Here is a 15,286-nt window from a genome sequence, read left to right as displayed (position 1 = left end):
GTACCGGGCCGGATCAGCCGTTGGCGAGCAGGGTGTTCATCTTGGTCTGGGCGGTCTGCAACGCCTTCTCGGGCGTCGTCCCGCCCTTCATCGCCAGCGCGATCTGCTGGTCGAGGAAGTCCGTCATCGCCGAGTTCGCCTCGACCGGGTTGAGGTTCTTCGCGGTCTTCAGGGCGTCGTTCGCGAGGACGCGGGCCTTCGCGTGCACGGTGCCGTCGTCCTCCGAGAAGAACGGGTCGGACTGCGAGGACTTCGTCGACGGGAAGATGTTCACCAGGTGGGCGAACTCCTCCTGGTTCTCGGCGTTCGTCATGAACGCGGCGAGCGCTTCGGCGGTGGCGAGGTGCTTGCTCTTCGCCGAGACGCTGAGGCCCTGCACGTACAGCGGCGGGTTGTCCAGCGCCGGCGAGACGATGATCTTGCCCTTGAGCGACGGGTTGTTCTTCTCGAAGTCGCTGATCGCGGTCGCACCACCGGTGGTCCAGGCGACCTTGCCCTGCGTGAACAGGGTGGAGTTGCCGAGGTAGTCGGTGTTGAGGACCGACGACGGCATGAGCCCGTCCTGGTAGGCCTTCGCGTATTTGCTGATCAGGTCGGCGGCCTTCGAGGAGTCCGCGAACGTGAACTTCGTGCCGTCCGCGTTGAGGATCTTCACGCCGGCCAGCGAGAAGTCGGACAGGCCGGGCTTGCGGCTCATGAGGTAGTCGTCCGGGCACTGCTCGTGCATGGTCGCGGCCTGGTCGAAGAGCTCGTCCGTGGTCGTCGGCGGGTTCTCCGGGTCGAGGCCGCACTGCTCGAACATCGTCTTGTTCCAGTAGTCGATGTCGGTGTTGAGGTACCAGGGGTACCCGAACGTGCCGTCGACGCCCTTGTACCGGTAGGCCGCGAGTGCGCCCTCGACGTAGGTCTTCCCGAGCGTGGAGTCGTCCTTCGCGACGTCCTGCAGGAACCCGCGCTTCGCGAGGGGCAGGGCGATGTCCGGCGGCAGGTTGACGACGTCGGGCAGGGAGTTCGACGACGCCTGGCTGAGCACCTTCTCGGCGTAGCCGTCGCCGGGCTGGTCGACGAGCTTGACCTCCGCGTCGGGGTACTTCTTCTCGAACGCCTCCACGACGCCGTTGAGGTAGTCCGTGTACGTCGGCGTGAGTGCCCAGGTCTGCAGGGTGATCGACCCGCTGACATCTCCGTCGCCACCTCCACCGGTGGCCGCCCCGCTGCCGCTCGAGCAACCGGTGAGGACGAGCGCTGCGGCGGCAGCGCCGGCGAGGATCGCGGCCACTCGGCCCGACGTCGTGCGTGGGGTGGTTCTCATCGTTGCTGACTCCTTCGTCGAGCTACTGAACCGGTTCAGCCTTCTGCGCCGAACCGCTGCGTGACGGCGACGATGCCTGACTAAAGCGCTATAGTCAAGCCCGTGGCCACAGGACGGCGGACGACGATCGCCGACATCGCAGCGCGGGCGGGCGTGTCGATCAGCGCCGTCTCCTTCGCCCTCAACGGGCGCCCCGGCGTGTCCGAGGCGACACGAGAACGAGTGCGACAGGCGGCGCGCGAACTCGACTGGCAGCCGCACACCGCGGCCCGGGCCCTCGGGGGCGCGAAGGCCGGGTCGATCGGCTTCGTGCTGAACCGCCCGGCGCGCACGCTCGGCACCGAGTCGTTCTTCGGCGACCTCATCTCGGGGATCCAGCTCGGCCTGACCGGCACCCACATCGGCATGACCCTGCTCGTCGCCCGTGATGCCGACGAGGAACTCGAGACCTACCGCGACTGGTGGCGCGGGCACCGGGTCGACGGCGTCATCGTGATCGACCCGCGCCGGGACGACGACCGCCTCCGTCTGCTCGCCCAGCTCGGGATGCCGTCCGTCGTCGTCGGCTCGCACCCCACCCCCGCCGGGTCGGCCCCGAGCGTCTGGATCGACGACTCGGACGCGACCGACACCGTCCTCCGGTACCTCCGCGCACTCGGGCACCGCCGCATCGCCCACGTGTCCGGGCCGCCGGAGTTCGAGCACACCGCACTGCGCATCGAACGCGTCCGGGCGTTCGCGGGTACGTTGCCGGACGCCACCGAGGACGACCGCACGGAGTCCATCCCCACCGACTACTCCGCCGAGGCCGGGTCCGCAGCCACCCGACGCCTGCTGTCCGGCGCCCGGCGCCCCACCGCGATCGTGTTCGACAACGACGTGCTCGCCGTCGCGGGACTCGGCGTCGCGAGCGAGATGGGCGTCCGCGTGCCGCAGGACGTGTCCATCGTGTCGTTCGACGACTCCGCGATGATCCGGCTCGTCCGCCCCGCGATCACCTCGCTGACGCGTGACACCGTCGAACTCGGCCAGCGGGCGGCGGTCCTGCTCCGCGAGCAGATCGAGGCCGACGCTCCGCTGCCGTCACGGCCGGGGCCGGAGTTGACGCTGAGCGTGCGCGAGTCCACGGCCCGCGTCGCCGACTGACGACGCCGACTGACGACGCGGACTACGACCGCTCGTCGACGAGGGCGACGAAGCGGCTGCCGATACCCTCGACCTCGCGCCGCGTGAAGCCCGCCGGGGCTTCCGGCGCCTGGTACGGCGCGTGGTAGTCGCACATCAGGTGGTCCCAGTCCGGCCACCACTTCTTCGGCCGGGCCTCTTCCGCGTACCCGCACACGACGCACTCCAGGTGCACCCACACCTTCTTGCCGGTGCGGTTCGCCCGCGACTGCACGAGCCACGCGGGCGGGTCCTGCTCGATCGCGGTGAGTTCGGCCTCGCTGAGGCGGGACGGGATCCCGTGGTGGGTCGCCATCTCGAGGGGGATGTCGAGCCGGATGGCGGCGTCACGTCGGGAGAGCACCAGTCCAGGGTAGGTGCTGTGCCGGCGCGACGTCCGCCGCCTGCACGGCGTCGACCTCCGACCCCGCCCTCGTCGCCACGGTCGGGGTGGCGAGACTGCTGTGGCGACCGACGACCCGCACCCGGGCCGGTGTCGCCGGGAGGCCCTTCGTGACCTGGAGACTCGACGTGCGCCGCGGCTCGCGGTCGCTCAGCGCTCGATGACCACACGACTCCGGGGACATCAGCGAGACTGTGCTCCGTGCAGGTTCTCCCGGACGTGGTCATCGAGCTCGGCGACGGCTCACGGCTGACCGCGTTCACCACTCTGGACGCGCCCGCCATCGCCGCCGCTGTCGACGACAGCGACATCCGACGCTGGTTGCCGCTCCCCCGTCCCTACCCGGTCGAACTCGCCGCGGAGTGGAGCACGGGAGTGAGTGAGTCGATCCGTGCGAGCGGTGCCGGGCTGGTGCGCTGCATCCGTGTCGACGGGGCCATGGCGGGCTGCATCGACGTGAAGCGCGTCGACTGGCGGTCCCGGACAGCTGAGATCGGTTACTGGTTGAGTCCCGACCACCGGGGACGGGGACATGCGTCCCGGGCGGTTGCAGCACTCTCGTCATGGCTGTTGGTGGGACAGTCCTTCGAGCGGATCGAGTTGCGGATCGCGACGGAGAACCGGCCGTCGGCGGCAGTCGCAGAACGCGCGGGGTTCTCCTTCGAGGGCATCGCGCGGAACGCGGGCTTCACCGACGCGGGCCGCGTCGACCTCGGGATCTGGTCACGCATCACCGGCGAGGAGCGATGAGTGTCCGGACGACCGTCCATACGGCCGCGCTGCAACTGAGCAGACCGTCGAGCAGCCGGGTCCACCGTCGGGCAGTGGCGCTCCCGCAGATGAGCCGGTAGCGTTCCGGCTACTGGTCCGATGCGGGGAAGGAACACGGCGCATGCCGTTCCGAGTCGCACGGGCACTGGTCCCCGTCAAGCCGGCCCCTGCACGCAGCGGGCCACGGCCGATACCTCCCGGAGTCATGGCAACGCAGCACTGAGCCGACGCACCAGCGACGGCCACTCCTCCATGTGAGTTCCCCGCTCACGTCCTCCTGCATGCCCGCGCGGCCGCATGTCGGCTCCGCGATGACCCCTGGGACCACTCCGTATGCTGTTCGCTCTCGCCCGGACACGGGCTTCTCTGTCGACCCTCCGTGAGCACCGCTTCGTCACGTTCGCGGTCCTCACCGACACCATCGGTGCCGGACTCACCCTCCCGCTGACGATCGTCTACTTCACGCTCACCACCGATGTGCCGCTGGCCGCGATCGGCGTCCTCTCCACCGTCGGCTCGCTCATCGCCCTGCCCATCGGACTGATCGGTGGCGCCCTCACCGACCGGTTCGGTGCGAAGGCATCGATGATCCTCAACAACCTGATGTCCGCGGCGGGGTTCGCGCTCTACCTGATCGCCCATGACCCGGTGATGATCTTCGCCGCGATCTTCCTCGTCAACGCGTCCGAGCGATTGTACTGGACGTCATGGACGGCGTACGTCCACGACCTCGCCGACGGGCGCCCGTTCGAACGGTGGTTCGCGTTCCTCGAGGCGACGAAGGCCGCGGCCCTCGGTACCGGCGCGATCATCGCCGCCGTCACACTGGCGCACGGCCCGGGCGGGCTCCGTTGGTTGGTCCTCGCCAACGTGGTGACGAGCGTCGCCGCGGCGGTCGTGTTCGCGTCGCAACGCACCGGTCGACGGTTCACCGCTGCGACGGAGGCGATCGGACGCGGTGGCCGGACCGGGTCGTTGCGCGAGTTCGCTGCGGACCGGTCGATGCGTCTCATCACGCTCGGTCAGTTCCTCATCGGGCCGGCCATGGTCCTCCCGAACGTCGCGCTCAGCGTCCTGTTCGTCCAGCGATGGGACATGCCGCCCGCGGTCGCGCCCGTCCAGTTCGCCATCGCGACCGGCCTGTGCGCCCTCCTGCAGACGACGGTGACGGAACGAGTCGCCGGGCTGCACCGTGGCCGGTTGATCGCCTTCGGAGCGGTCCTCACAGCGCTCACCGCCGTACCCCTCGTCTTCCTCCCCGCCCTGCACGGCGCGGCGGCGTGGACGTACGTCGTCCTGGTCGCGGTCCTGCTCGCGGTGGCCGACATGGTGTACCTCCCGGCCGCGAACGCGGTCATGGCGGAAGCCCCACACCCGCGCATCCGCGGGCGAGCCATCGGTGTCTTCCAGACCGCGGGCTCGGTCGGCATGGCACTGTTCCCGCTGACGCTCGGCCTGCTCGACTCACCCGTCCCGTGGACGCTGTGGGTCGTCACCTCTGCCGTGTTCGTCGCTGCAGCGTGGGCATGGCACGCCGCGCTACAGGGGCTGTCCGGTCGGGTGCGAATCGCCTCGGCAGCTGACCTGGACGCGTGAGCCGTTCCTCCGCAGGCCGTCAGCCGATGACGCAGGGCGTCTCGAAGCGCAGGCCGAGGACGGTGGCGAGCTGGCGCCCGGAGGCTTCGGCTTCCGCACGCGTGTCGACGCGGAGCAACGGGGTCCGGCCGACCGACAACAACCACTGCGCCCCGGTGAACCGGGCACTGATCGCGTTCTCGCCCACGGCTACGCCCACTCACCGATCGTCGGGAGGCCCCATTTGTCGGCCCCTGGCGCCCACGACCCGCCGAGGTCCTGACTGAGCGCCGCTGAGGTGAGTGCGGGAGCGACACAGTGGAGGTGGAGACGAACGGGACGCTGCAGGAGGTGCTGCGATCGGGTCGACGTTCCGGTGCGGAGTCCGGGGGCGGCGGTGACGTGCTGCATGGTTGCCTTCCTGACGCGGTGTCCACGGCGGACCGGAGTCGGATCGGGGAGTGCGCGACGCGGCTGGCAGGGTCTGGGCCAGTCACGCCAGGCTACGAGCGGAACCGGCCCGCGTCATGGGGGTGGACGAGGAGCCCTCGGAGTGCTACATGGCCACCGCGCCGATCCCCGGGACACGCCGGAGCGCGTCCGCGACTTGACGGAGTGTTCGAACACACGTTCGAATACGGGAGTGGGACGGCGTCGCGAGAACCGGTGGCAGCCCCCGGAACACCCGGAGGTCGAACGCCCGCGCGCCTTCTCCCTGTCCGAGGAGGCACGCGGTGGTGACGTTTGCCACGCGGTCACCCCGATGCCGGTCTGGGCATGGGTGCAGTTCCCGACGTTCCACGTCCGGGTCAAGGCGTTCGCCCGCAGCTGGACGCGCGACGCGGTGCTCGTCGAATGGGCGCAGTTCGGGCAGCAGGCCGACGCCTGGATCTGGCGTTCGGCCGTCAAGCACCGGACCCTCCGAGCCACCGACCCACGGACCGGGCACGCACCGACGAACGGGGCGCGTTCTGATCCCCGACCGGTGCGACAGCGCTCAGCGGAGTCCGTATGACGCACTGCGTTGACTTCGCGGACGAGCGCGAGGATCGTTCCCGACACACCGGTTCGCGAAGATGCTCGAGATTCGAGACATCCGTCCGGACCGGAGATCGGAAGGAGGCACCATGAAGAAGACCGAGGTGCCGTCCTGGGTCGCCCACCTGCTCACCCCACCCGAGGTCATCGAGGCCTACGTCGACCAACGGGTCAACGACCCGTCGCTCTTGTCGGACGTGCAGGCGGAACCCACGTACGCGGACTTCCTCCGCGGCGAGTAGACGGATCGTGGTGCGCGACCGATGACGGTCGCGTCGCCGACGTGGCACGGGCCTCCCGGCCGGCCGGGAGGCCCACCTCACGTCCCGCACACCCCCGACGGTGGTCGTGTCCGCCGTCGGTCAGAGCGGCGCCGCGCTGCGGCGCGCCGTGAGCGTCACCCCGGCGCTCGCCGCCGTGACACACGCGAGGGCGACGACCTCGACGGGAGACAGCGCCTCGCGGAGGACGACGAGCCCGGCGAGCGCCGCGAGTGCCGGCCCGAGACTCTGCAGCACGCCGAACACCCGGGTCGGCATGCGCCGGAGGGCCGTCATCTCGAGCGAGTAGGGCAACACGCTCGACAGGACCGCCACGGCGCCGAAGACCAGCAGGAGCACCGGGTCCGCGACGACGCCCTCGGCCGCGGGCCGGAGCCCGAACGGCAGTGCGACGACCATCGCGACGAGCATCGAGACGCTCAGGCCGTCGATGCCCGGGATCGCCGCACCGACGCGTCGGTTCATGACGATGTAGGCGGCCCAGCACCCGGCTGCGAGCACCGCCGCGGCGACTCCCCCGAGGTCACCCACCGCGGACGGCCCGACGCCGAGCAGCACCACGCCGGCGAGCGCCAGGGCGGCCCAGACGGCATCACGCCACCGGCGGGTGTGCACGAGGGACAGTGCCAGCGGACCGAGGAACTCGATCGTCACGGCGACGCCGATCGGGATCGTCGCGAACGCGAGGTAGATGAAGACGTTCATGCCGCCGAGGGCGAGGCCGAGCACGACGGCGCCTCGCCACTGCACGCGGGTCCAGTGCCGCACCCGCGGGCGGACGAGCAGCGCCAGGACGAGCGCACCGATGACCAGGCGGAGCATGACCGCGCCGAGCGAGCCGACCTCCTCGAAGCGGGTCTTCGCGACCGCGGCCCCGATCTGGACCGACACCATCGCGGCGAGCGCCAGCAGTGGTGCCGGGACGCGGGTCATCCGAGGTACGCCAGGACGGCCAGGACACGGCGGTGGTCCTCGCCGGTGTCCTCGAGCGCGAGCTTGGCGAAGATGCTCGAGACGTGCTTCTCGACCGCGCCGGTCCCGATCACCAGGGCGCGGGCGATGGCGGCGTTCGTGCGGCCCTCGGCCATCAGCCCGAGGACCTCACGCTCGCGCGGGGTCAGGGCGGCGAGCGGGTCGCGGCGGCGGCTCATGAGCTGCGTGACGACCTCGGGGTCGAGCACGGTGCCGCCGGAGGCCACGCGGCGCACGGCGTCGTCGATCTCGTCGAGGCGGGTCACACGGTCCTTCAGCAGGTACCCCACGCCCGAGCTGCCCGCGGCGAGGACGTCCTCGGCGTAGGTGGCCTCGACGTACTGCGAGAGCAGCAGGATCCCGGTCCGGGGTGCGATCCGACGGGCCTGGACGGCGGCGCGGACGCCCTCGTCGGTGAACGTCGGCGGCATCCGGACGTCCATGACCACGACGTCGGGCGCGAGTGCGGGGAGCGCCGCCAGGAACGAGGCCGGGTCGCCGAACTGCCCGACGACGTCGATGCCGGCTTCGTCGAGCACGCGGGCCAGCCCCTCGCGCAGCAGGACGGCGTCGTCGACGACGACGGCCCGGATGCGCGCTGCATCCGGGCCGTCGGTCATGCGGTCAGCCTAGTGGCGACCGGACGCCGGTCACGCGCGGTGCGTGGGGACGCCGTTCAGCGCGCCGAGCGGGATCCGCGCGGTCGCCTCGGTCGGGCCGCCGGCGGGGCTGGAGACCGTCAGCTCCCCGTCGAGGGCGCGCATCCGGCCCATCAGCCCCTGGATGCCGTGCCCCTCGCGCGGGCTGGCACCGCCGCGGCCGTCGTCGGTGACACTGACGGTGAGGAACCAGGTACCGGACGCGTCGACGAGCAGCCCGAGGTAGACCCCCGCGGCGGAGGCGCCGGCGTGCTTCGCCGTGTTCGTCAGGAGCTCGCTCACGGTGAAGTACACGTTCCGCTGGATCTCGGACGCGAGCTCGAGCCCGTCCGGCAGACGGACGTCGAGCCCGACGGGGATCGGCGACCGCGCGCACAGTGCTTCGAGGGCCGCGACGAGCCCGCGGTCGAGCAGGATAGGCGGCGCGAACCCGCGGGACAGCGCCCGGAGTTCGTCGAGCGCGTCCTGGGCGTGCCCCGACGCCTCGGCGATGAGCTGCTTGGCGCGCTCCGGGTCCTTCTCGAACGACCGCTCGGCCGAGGCCAAGTCCATGCGGAGTCGGACGAGTCGCTGCTGCGGGCCGTCGTGCAGGTCGCGCTCGATCTGGCGGAGCGCCTGCCCCTCCGCGGTGACGGCACCGGCGCGGGACGCCTGGAGGCCCGCCACGCGCTGCTCGAGCACCTCGGCCCGGAACCCGCCGAGCAGGCCGTGGTCGATCCAGTAGTGGGCGAGCACGGAGCCGCGCAGCCACAGCGGGAACAGCAGGACGCTCGCGGCCATCGAGAGCAGCGCGAGGGGGCCGAGCCCGGCGATCGACCCGATCCCGTTCGGGTCGACCAGGTACGTCCCGGCGACGACGTAGGCGAGGACCGCGACGACCGGCCAGAGGAACCCGACCGCCAGGAGGAGCCCGGCACCGACGGTGACCACCGCGGCCATCGGGTAGACGACCACCGCGTGCAGCAGGTACAGCCAGTAGTGCGGATTCGCGACCGCGGACCCGGTGCGGGTCCACCAGTTCTGCTGCCAGCGGGGTGTCCAGTCCACCGGACGGATCGGTCGCGGGTCCGCCCAGCTCATCCGGAGCTTCTCGAACTGCCCCAGCCACCGGGCGACGAACAGCGCGACGAAGAACAGCAGCAGCGTGAACGGGTTGAGGACGTCCCGCGAGCCGAACCCGCCGATGCCCAGGACGGCGGGGAACGCGAAGTACAGCGTGCAGAGGAGCACCGCCGTGAGTGCCATGTAGCCGAAGTCCCGCGGCGACCGACGCCAGGCCTCCCGGTAGAAGGCACCGGCCGTCATGCCGCCGCCCCCGCCACGGACCGGGCTCGACGGCCCCCGCGTGGCGCTGCCCTCGGCGGACAGGGGCGGTGTCGCGTCCCAGCTCGGGTGGGTGCCGTCGCTCGGGGCGGGCTGGGAGGGCATCGGGGTGGTGGCTTCCGGTGTCGGTCGGTCAGGGGCGCTGTCGCGGTCGGGCGTCGTGTCCCGGTCGGCGGTGGTGTCCCGGCCGGGTGTGGTGTCCCGGTCGGTCGCCGTCACGTCGTGGAGCGGAACGGTCTCGGCGTGGTCGGGCGAGGCCACCGCCTCGTCCAGGGGGACGGTGCGGGCCAGGTCGAGCCGGTCGGTGTCGGTCATGCATCGAGCCTCGCGGAGACGAGGGCCCGGTCCCATCCTGCCGTCTCCCGGACCAGGGGTGGGGTTGTCCCCACCCCGACACGGTGGTCCTCGCGTTCGTCGTCCGGTGATGTGTAAGGTGCCGGTACTGCATCGCGTCACGAGGGGGAACCGTGGACCAGACCCGGTACGAACGACTGTCCGCGCTGGCCGCCGTGGTGGCCGCGCTCGTCCCGGCCGTCACGGTCGTCATCGGGTGGCTGGACCGGATGGCCGCGTGGCCGACGTCGTCGGGGCTGGGCGTCGTCGGGCTCGGCGTCGTCGGGCTGGTGGCGGGAGCCGTGACTGCCGTCCTCGCCGCCCGACGCGGGGACCGTGCATCGCTCGGCTTCGGGCTGGCGGCCGTCGCCCTCCCGCTCGGGGTCCTGCTGCCCACCGCGCTGCACCCCGTCGCGACCGTGCTGCTGCTCCTCGCGCGCGTCCTGCTCCTGGTGTTCGGCGTCGTGCTCGTGGTGCGGTCGTCCGGGTCGCGCCGCACCGCGGGCTGGTTCGTCACGGTCGGAGCCGGCGTCTGGCTGCTGTCCGAGGCCGTGATGAACGTGCTGTTCCGCGTCTGGATCCCGCCGCAGGGAGCACTCCTGCCCCTCTTCACCGTGCCGCAGGTCGGCGAGTTCGTCGGATTCGCCGCGGCTGCGCTCGTGTTCGTCCCACCGCTCGTCCGCCCGGTCGGCGCGGGCGTCCGCCGACTCTGGGACACCGCCGACGTGCGCTGACGCCGCCGGTGCGCAGGGCCGGGCCGCGCGGCACCGTGGTCGGGATCGGGATCGGGATCGGGATCGGGATCGGCCGAGCGGACCGTGCCCGGCCAGCACCGCCGGGCCCGGCCAGCAGGGCGTCACACGAGGGCGGCCGCGACCTCCGGCGTCTCGTCCGGCACCGACCACGGCCGCTGCGTCATGCCGCTGTCCCCGCGGACGGACACGACCGCGCCGGAGTCGTCCCGGGTGTACACGATGTCCTCGTCGACGGACCCGAACCGGTTGCCGGATGCCATGCGGAGCGTGTCGGCGTCGACGACCTCGAGCCGGACCGGCGACTCGGTCGGCACCGGCTGCGTCGGGTCGATCGCGAGCAGGCGGTCACCCACCCTCGCGATGTCGGTGATCCCCTCGAAGGTCGCGAAGCGCCCCGTGTACCGTGCGGCGTCGACGTCGGCGGGGATCGCCGGACCGGCCGCGTGCTCGTCGGCGGCCGCGTCGAGCAGGTGCACGATGCCGTACGCCAGCATCGTCGCCGGACCGGTGGCGCTGCTCGTCAGGACGGACACGACCAGTGAGGACGCGGGGTCGAACACGGACTGCGTGATCTGTCCGGGGAACCCGCCGGAGTGGCCCCGGACCTCCCGGCCGTTGATCCGGTCCACGATGAACCCGGCACCGTAGCCGCGGGCGGCCGGGTCGGAGTCGAGCGCACTCCACGCCTTCCGCTGCGCGAGGCGCTTGGCGTGGTCGGAGAGCAGCGTCCCGCGACCCGGCACGTGCGCCGAGAAGTAGCGGACCAGGTCCGAGGCCGTGCCGTGGAAGCCGGTCGCCGCGGCGAGCGCCCCGGTCGTCACGTGCGGGACCGGCTGCCGGGTGCGCGCCGTGTGGAGGCCGGTGTAGCCGACGACGAACTCGTCCTCGCGGGCGGGGTCGAACTCCGCACCGGTGTGGCGGAGCCCGAGCGGCTCGGTGATCGCGGTGCGGACGTGCTCGGCGTACGGGGTGCCCGTCACGGCCTCGATGACGAGCCCGAGCAGCCCGTAGCCGAGGTTCGAGTAGTTGAACGCCGACCCGACCGGGACCTTCGCGCCGCCCGCGACGACGAGGTCGACGAGCTGCTGCGCGTCCGGGAAGGGGCGCGCGAGCGCCCAGTGGTCACCGTCGGCGCCGTCACGGACGACCCCGGCACCCATCTCCATGAGCTCGCGGACGGTGGCGTCGGCGATCGGGGAACCCGCCTCGACGAGCGCGGGGACGAACGAGCCGACCGTGTCGTCGAGCCGCAGCGCGCCCTGGTCGACCAGCTGGAGCAGCGCGGTGGCGGTGAAGGTCTTCGAGTGCGAGGCGATCCGGAACAGGTCCGTCGTCGTCAGTCGCCGTCCGGCTGCCACGTCGGCGTACCCCCAGGCGTCGGCGAACAGTTCCTCGTCCTCGAAGCCGATCGCGACCTGCACGCCGGGGAGCCGAAGCTGCCACACCTTGTAGGCGACCCACTCTCGGACGTAGGGCAGGACGGACTCGTAGGCTGCGCGCTTCTCCATGCCGACCAGCCTGGCATGTGCCACGCTCGTCGCATGCGGCACACTCCCTCCTTCCTGATGACCGAGGTCGACGAGGTCCGACGACTCGTTCGCGCCAACCCCTGGGCGACGATCGTGTCCTCCACCGCGGAGGGGCTCGTCGCGTCGCACTACCCGTTCCTGCTCGAAGAGCAGCCCGACGGCAGCGACGACATCGTCCTCGTGTCGCACGTCGGTCGGCCGGACGAGGTGGCGCACGAACTCGGGCAGCACGAGGTCCTGGTCGTCGTGCAGGGCCCGCACGGGTACGTCTCCCCCGCCTGGTACCCGCCGGAACAGTTCATCCCGACCTGGAACCACACCACCGCGCACCTGTGGGGGACGCCGGAGATCCTGTCGGACGAGGAGAACTTCCGTGTCCTCGGTGACCTCGTGGACCACTTCGAGGCCGCGATGCCGTCGCCGGTGTCGCTCGACGTCGACGCGGACGCCGCCCGCCGGATCGCCCGCGGCACCGTCGGCATCCGCATCCGCGTCACCCGCTTCGACGCCCGCGCGAAGCTCAGCCAGAACAAGGCACCCGAGGTGGTCGACCGGATCATCGCCGGCCTGCGGACCGACGGCCCCTACGCCTCCCCCGCGCTCGCCGACGAGATGGCGCGCGTCCACGGGACCGGGACGACCGGCCGGGAGGCGTGATGGCGGCGACCCTGCTCCGCACCGTCCGACGGGTGGGCACCTCCGGCGCCCCCGCCGACGTCCTGGTCGTCGACGGGCGGGTCACCGCGGTCTCGCCGGCCGGCACGCTCGACCCGCTCGACCGAGCCACCGGCACCGACACCGAGGTCGTCGAGGCCGAGGGCGCCTGGCTCGGGCCCGGTCTCCGCGACCACCACGTGCACCTCGACCAGTGGGCACTCGTGCGCCGACGGATCGACGTGACGGACTGCGGCTCCGCCGAGGAGACCGCGGACCGCCTCGCCGCCGCAGTGCGCACCGGCCTCCCGGACCGGGTGCTCGTCGGGCACGGCTACCGGGACGGACTCTGGCCCCGCCCCGCTCGACGGGAGCTGCTCGACCAGGCCGCACCGGGCCTCCCGGTCGTCGTCGTGAGCGCCGACCTGCACGCCGTCTGGTGCAACGAGGTCGCCCTGGCGCACTTCGGCGCCGTGCTCGGCCGGGCGCTCCCGGCCGGTACCGACGGTGTGCTCCGGGAGCAGGACGCGTTCGACGTGACCGCCGCGCTGTCCCGGGTGCCGGAGGACCAGCTCGACGCCTCCGTCGCGGACGCCGTCGAGGCGGCCGCGGCCCGGGGCGTCACCGGGGTCGTCGACCTCGAGATGGACGCCGACATCGACCGGTGGGTGCGACGCATCCACGCCGGGACGGACGGCCTGCGCATCGCCTCCGGGGTGTACCCGGCACGGCTCGACGAGGCGGTCCGCCGAGGACTGCGGACGGGCGACGTCGTCGACGGGACGCGGGGCCTGCTCACCGTCGGGCCGTTCAAGGTGATCACCGACGGGTCGCTCGGCACCCGGACCGCCGCGACCGCCGACGGCGAGGGCGTCCTCACCTGGGCGCCGGAGGACCTCGTCCCGCTGCTGCGTCGGGCGGTCGACGCCGGGCTCGTCCCCGCCGTGCACGCGATCGGCGACCGCGCGGTCACGCTCGCGCTCGACGCGCTCGAGACCGTCGGGAGCCGCGGCTCGATCGAGCACGCGCAGCTCCTCGCCGTGCCCGACGTCGAGCGGTTCGCCCGGCTCGGCGTCGTCGCGTCCGTGCAGCCCGAGCACGCCATGGACGACCGGGACATCGCGGACCACCACTGGGCGGGACGCACGGACCGGGCCTTCCCGTTCGCCGCGCTCGAACGTGCGGGCGCCGCGATGGTGCTCGGCTCGGATGCCCCGGTCGCGCCGCTCGACCCGTGGGTGTCGATGGCCGCCGCCGTCGGACGGGACCGCGACGGCCGCGAGCCGTGGCACCCGGAACAGCGGATGTCGGCGCTCGCCGCGTGGCGGGGGTCGACGGACGGGCGGGTGTCGGTCACGGTCGGCGACGTCGCGGACCTCGTCCTCGTGCCGACCGACCCGCTCACCGCGCCGTCGGCGACGCTCCGGGCGATGCCGGTCCTCGGCACCGCGATCGCCGGCCGCTGGACCCACCGCGACCTCTGACCGGCGGGGCTACTTCTGGTCCTTGGGGCACCAGTAGAGCTTGCGGCCGGCCATGTCGGCGACGCGGATCTCGGTGCCGCACACCCGGCACGGCTCCCCCGCGCGGTGGTACACCCAGTGTCGGTCGGCCCGGGAGCGCATCGCCTTCCGGTACTCGGCGTCGGTCAGGCCGTCCATCGTCATCATCTGCCCGATGCGGACCCCGTCGTGCAGGAGCTTCGACCAGTCCTGCCACAGCGCCTTCGCCTGCCTGACGGTGATCTCCTTCCCGGGCTTGTACGGGTCGATGCGCTGCCGGAACAACAGCTCCGCCCGGTACACGTTGCCGATGCCGCTCACGACGGACTGGTCCATGAGCAGTTGGCCGATCGCGACGTTGCGCTTCCGGACGTTGTCCACGAAGACCTTCTCGGCCTCGGGCCCGTCGTCGTTCATCGGGTCCGGGCCGAGCTTGTCGAGCGCACGCTGCACCCCGGCCGGGTCCTCGACCACGCAGGCGGTCGGTCCGCGGAGGTCCGCCACGGCGGTCTCGGTGAGGATCCGCACGCGCACCTGCCCGACCGGGTCCGGCGGGAAGGCCTCGATCGGGTCCTCGACCTTCTCCTGCTCGGCCATCCGGTAGCGGGAGCGCCGCGGGGCACCGATGGAGCGGAGGGAGTCCTCGCCGTCGTCGTCGGGCACGTGCTCGGCGTCGTCGCCCGCGTCTCCGTCCTCCGCGACCGTGCCACGCTGGTTCGTCTGCCCGATCCGCCCCTTCGCGCTCCGCATCGTCGCGTCGGTCGAGATCTCACCCGCGAAGTCCCACGCGCCGTACAGGCCGAGGTGCACGCGGAGGAACAGGTCGCCCTCGAACTCGAGGAACATCTGCTTCGCCACGGCTCGTGCGGCGATCATCTTCCGGCCGTCGAGCTGCGCGGCTCCGGCGGCGAACCGACCCTGCGGGCTCGAGACCTCGCAGACCCGGCCGACGAAGTGCAGCTCGAACTGGCGGGCGATGCGGTGGACGGAGTGACCCTCGGGCATTGCTCTTGTC

Annotated in this window: 16 protein-coding genes; 8 read left to right on the top strand and 8 right to left on the bottom strand. The window is 72.1% G+C overall.

Annotated features, from left to right (window positions below):
• Window positions 1-13 precede the first annotated feature (13 nt).
• Window positions 14-1,312 (bottom strand): sugar ABC transporter substrate-binding protein, encoded by a 1,299-nt coding sequence (locus DEJ32_RS06320; protein WP_110900671.1) that lies wholly within the window; start codon window positions 1,310-1,312, stop codon window positions 14-16.
• Window positions 1,313-1,414: 102 nt separating this feature from the next.
• On the opposite strand from DEJ32_RS06320, the gene DEJ32_RS06315 reads away from it, so the two are divergent.
• Window positions 1,415-2,458, top strand: a complete 1,044-nt coding sequence (locus DEJ32_RS06315) for a LacI family DNA-binding transcriptional regulator (RefSeq protein ID WP_110823790.1) — start codon at window positions 1,415-1,417, stop codon at window positions 2,456-2,458.
• A 22-nt stretch (window positions 2,459-2,480) separates the two neighbouring features.
• On the opposite strand, the gene DEJ32_RS06310 is transcribed toward DEJ32_RS06315, so the two are convergent.
• The gene (locus DEJ32_RS06310) at window positions 2,481-2,840 is read right to left on the bottom strand and encodes a hypothetical protein (protein ID WP_110890232.1); all 360 of its coding nucleotides are present in this window, start codon (window positions 2,838-2,840) and stop codon (window positions 2,481-2,483) included.
• Between the two features lie 240 nt (window positions 2,841-3,080).
• Here DEJ32_RS06310 and DEJ32_RS06300 point away from each other — a divergent pair, with 240 nt between their 5' ends.
• Both DEJ32_RS06300 and DEJ32_RS06295 read left to right on the top strand, forming a co-directional pair.
• Window positions 3,081-3,629, top strand: a complete 549-nt coding sequence (locus DEJ32_RS06300; protein WP_181420598.1) for a GNAT family N-acetyltransferase — start codon at window positions 3,081-3,083, stop codon at window positions 3,627-3,629.
• A 354-nt stretch (window positions 3,630-3,983) separates the two neighbouring features.
• Window positions 3,984-5,246 carry an MFS transporter gene (locus DEJ32_RS06295; RefSeq protein ID WP_110900668.1) on the top strand — a complete coding sequence of 421 codons (1,263 nt, stop codon included), beginning with the start codon at window positions 3,984-3,986 and terminating at the stop codon, window positions 5,244-5,246.
• 19 nt (window positions 5,247-5,265) lie between these two features.
• Here the strand turns inward: DEJ32_RS06295 and DEJ32_RS15975 are convergent, their stop codons facing one another.
• Window positions 5,266-5,445, bottom strand: coding sequence for a hypothetical protein (locus DEJ32_RS15975; RefSeq protein ID WP_146232771.1), 180 nt, complete (start codon window positions 5,443-5,445; stop codon window positions 5,266-5,268).
• A 423-nt stretch (window positions 5,446-5,868) separates the two neighbouring features.
• On the opposite strand from DEJ32_RS15975, the gene DEJ32_RS06290 reads away from it, so the two are divergent.
• Both DEJ32_RS06290 and DEJ32_RS16185 read left to right on the top strand, forming a co-directional pair.
• Window positions 5,869-6,240, top strand: coding sequence for a hypothetical protein (locus DEJ32_RS06290; protein WP_110900667.1), 372 nt, complete (start codon window positions 5,869-5,871; stop codon window positions 6,238-6,240).
• 112 nt (window positions 6,241-6,352) lie between these two features.
• Window positions 6,353-6,505 (top strand): hypothetical protein, encoded by a 153-nt coding sequence (locus tag DEJ32_RS16185; protein ID WP_181419398.1) that lies wholly within the window; start codon window positions 6,353-6,355, stop codon window positions 6,503-6,505.
• Between the two features lie 120 nt (window positions 6,506-6,625).
• Here DEJ32_RS16185 and DEJ32_RS06285 read toward each other — a convergent pair whose 3' ends face one another.
• Genes DEJ32_RS06285 through DEJ32_RS06275 form a run of 3 tightly spaced genes read right to left on the bottom strand, consistent with a single transcriptional unit; the run spans window position 6,626 to window position 9,813 of the window.
• The gene (locus DEJ32_RS06285; RefSeq protein ID WP_110890235.1) at window positions 6,626-7,477 is read right to left on the bottom strand and encodes a DMT family transporter; all 852 of its coding nucleotides are present in this window, start codon (window positions 7,475-7,477) and stop codon (window positions 6,626-6,628) included.
• Entirely contained in the window at window positions 7,474-8,136 is a 663-nt protein-coding gene (locus tag DEJ32_RS06280; RefSeq protein WP_110890236.1) for a response regulator transcription factor, read from the bottom strand. The genes DEJ32_RS06285 and DEJ32_RS06280 overlap by 4 nt, the downstream gene beginning before the upstream one ends.
• A gap of 30 nt (window positions 8,137-8,166) precedes the next feature.
• Window positions 8,167-9,813, bottom strand: a complete 1,647-nt coding sequence (locus DEJ32_RS06275; RefSeq protein ID WP_110900666.1) for a sensor histidine kinase — start codon at window positions 9,811-9,813, stop codon at window positions 8,167-8,169.
• A gap of 152 nt (window positions 9,814-9,965) precedes the next feature.
• Between DEJ32_RS06275 and DEJ32_RS06270 the strand changes: the two genes are divergently transcribed.
• On the top strand, window positions 9,966-10,565 hold the full coding sequence (locus tag DEJ32_RS06270; RefSeq protein ID WP_110900665.1) for a hypothetical protein: 600 nt from the start codon (window positions 9,966-9,968) through the stop codon (window positions 10,563-10,565).
• A 122-nt stretch (window positions 10,566-10,687) separates the two neighbouring features.
• On the opposite strand, the gene DEJ32_RS06265 is transcribed toward DEJ32_RS06270, so the two are convergent.
• Window positions 10,688-12,094, bottom strand: coding sequence for a serine hydrolase (locus DEJ32_RS06265; protein ID WP_110900664.1), 1,407 nt, complete (start codon window positions 12,092-12,094; stop codon window positions 10,688-10,690).
• Window positions 12,095-12,127: 33 nt separating this feature from the next.
• Here DEJ32_RS06265 and DEJ32_RS06260 point away from each other — a divergent pair, with 33 nt between their 5' ends.
• Together DEJ32_RS06260 and DEJ32_RS06255 are read left to right on the top strand one after the other, a co-directional pair.
• A complete protein-coding gene (locus tag DEJ32_RS06260) occupies window positions 12,128-12,772 on the top strand; it encodes an FMN-binding negative transcriptional regulator (protein ID WP_110900663.1) in 645 nt (214 codons plus the stop codon).
• Window positions 12,772-14,253 carry an amidohydrolase gene (locus tag DEJ32_RS06255; RefSeq protein ID WP_110900662.1) on the top strand — a complete coding sequence of 494 codons (1,482 nt, stop codon included), beginning with the start codon at window positions 12,772-12,774 and terminating at the stop codon, window positions 14,251-14,253. The genes DEJ32_RS06260 and DEJ32_RS06255 overlap by 1 nt, the downstream gene beginning before the upstream one ends.
• Before the next feature lie 9 nt (window positions 14,254-14,262).
• On the opposite strand, the gene DEJ32_RS06250 is transcribed toward DEJ32_RS06255, so the two are convergent.
• A complete protein-coding gene (locus DEJ32_RS06250) occupies window positions 14,263-15,276 on the bottom strand; it encodes an Fpg/Nei family DNA glycosylase (RefSeq protein WP_110900661.1) in 1,014 nt (337 codons plus the stop codon).
• Between the last annotated feature and the right edge of the window lie 10 nt (window positions 15,277-15,286).

The sequence above is a fragment of the Curtobacterium sp. MCPF17_046 genome (assembly GCF_003224295.1).
GTDB lineage: Bacteria > Actinomycetota > Actinomycetes > Actinomycetales > Microbacteriaceae > Curtobacterium.
Note: the sequence above shows the minus strand (reverse complement) of the source record. Positions and strands in the feature narration are given on the sequence as shown.

Coding starts and splice junctions, on each gene's coding strand:
- DEJ32_RS06255 (WP_110900662.1), top strand. CDS start 12,772: ATGGCGGCGACCCTGCTCCGCACCGTCCGACGGGTGGGCACCTCCGGC.
- DEJ32_RS06250 (WP_110900661.1), bottom strand. CDS start 15,276: ATGCCCGAGGGTCACTCCGTCCACCGCATCGCCCGCCAGTTCGAGCTG.
- DEJ32_RS06285 (WP_110890235.1), bottom strand. CDS start 7,477: ATGACCCGCGTCCCGGCACCACTGCTGGCGCTCGCCGCGATGGTGTCG.
- DEJ32_RS06260 (WP_110900663.1), top strand. CDS start 12,128: ATGCGGCACACTCCCTCCTTCCTGATGACCGAGGTCGACGAGGTCCGA.
- DEJ32_RS06265 (WP_110900664.1), bottom strand. CDS start 12,094: ATGGAGAAGCGCGCAGCCTACGAGTCCGTCCTGCCCTACGTCCGAGAG.
- DEJ32_RS16185 (WP_181419398.1), top strand. CDS start 6,353: ATGAAGAAGACCGAGGTGCCGTCCTGGGTCGCCCACCTGCTCACCCCA.
- DEJ32_RS06295 (WP_110900668.1), top strand. CDS start 3,984: ATGCTGTTCGCTCTCGCCCGGACACGGGCTTCTCTGTCGACCCTCCGT.
- DEJ32_RS06280 (WP_110890236.1), bottom strand. CDS start 8,136: ATGACCGACGGCCCGGATGCAGCGCGCATCCGGGCCGTCGTCGTCGAC.
- DEJ32_RS06320 (WP_110900671.1), bottom strand. CDS start 1,312: ATGAGAACCACCCCACGCACGACGTCGGGCCGAGTGGCCGCGATCCTC.
- DEJ32_RS06275 (WP_110900666.1), bottom strand. CDS start 9,813: ATGACCGACACCGACCGGCTCGACCTGGCCCGCACCGTCCCCCTGGAC.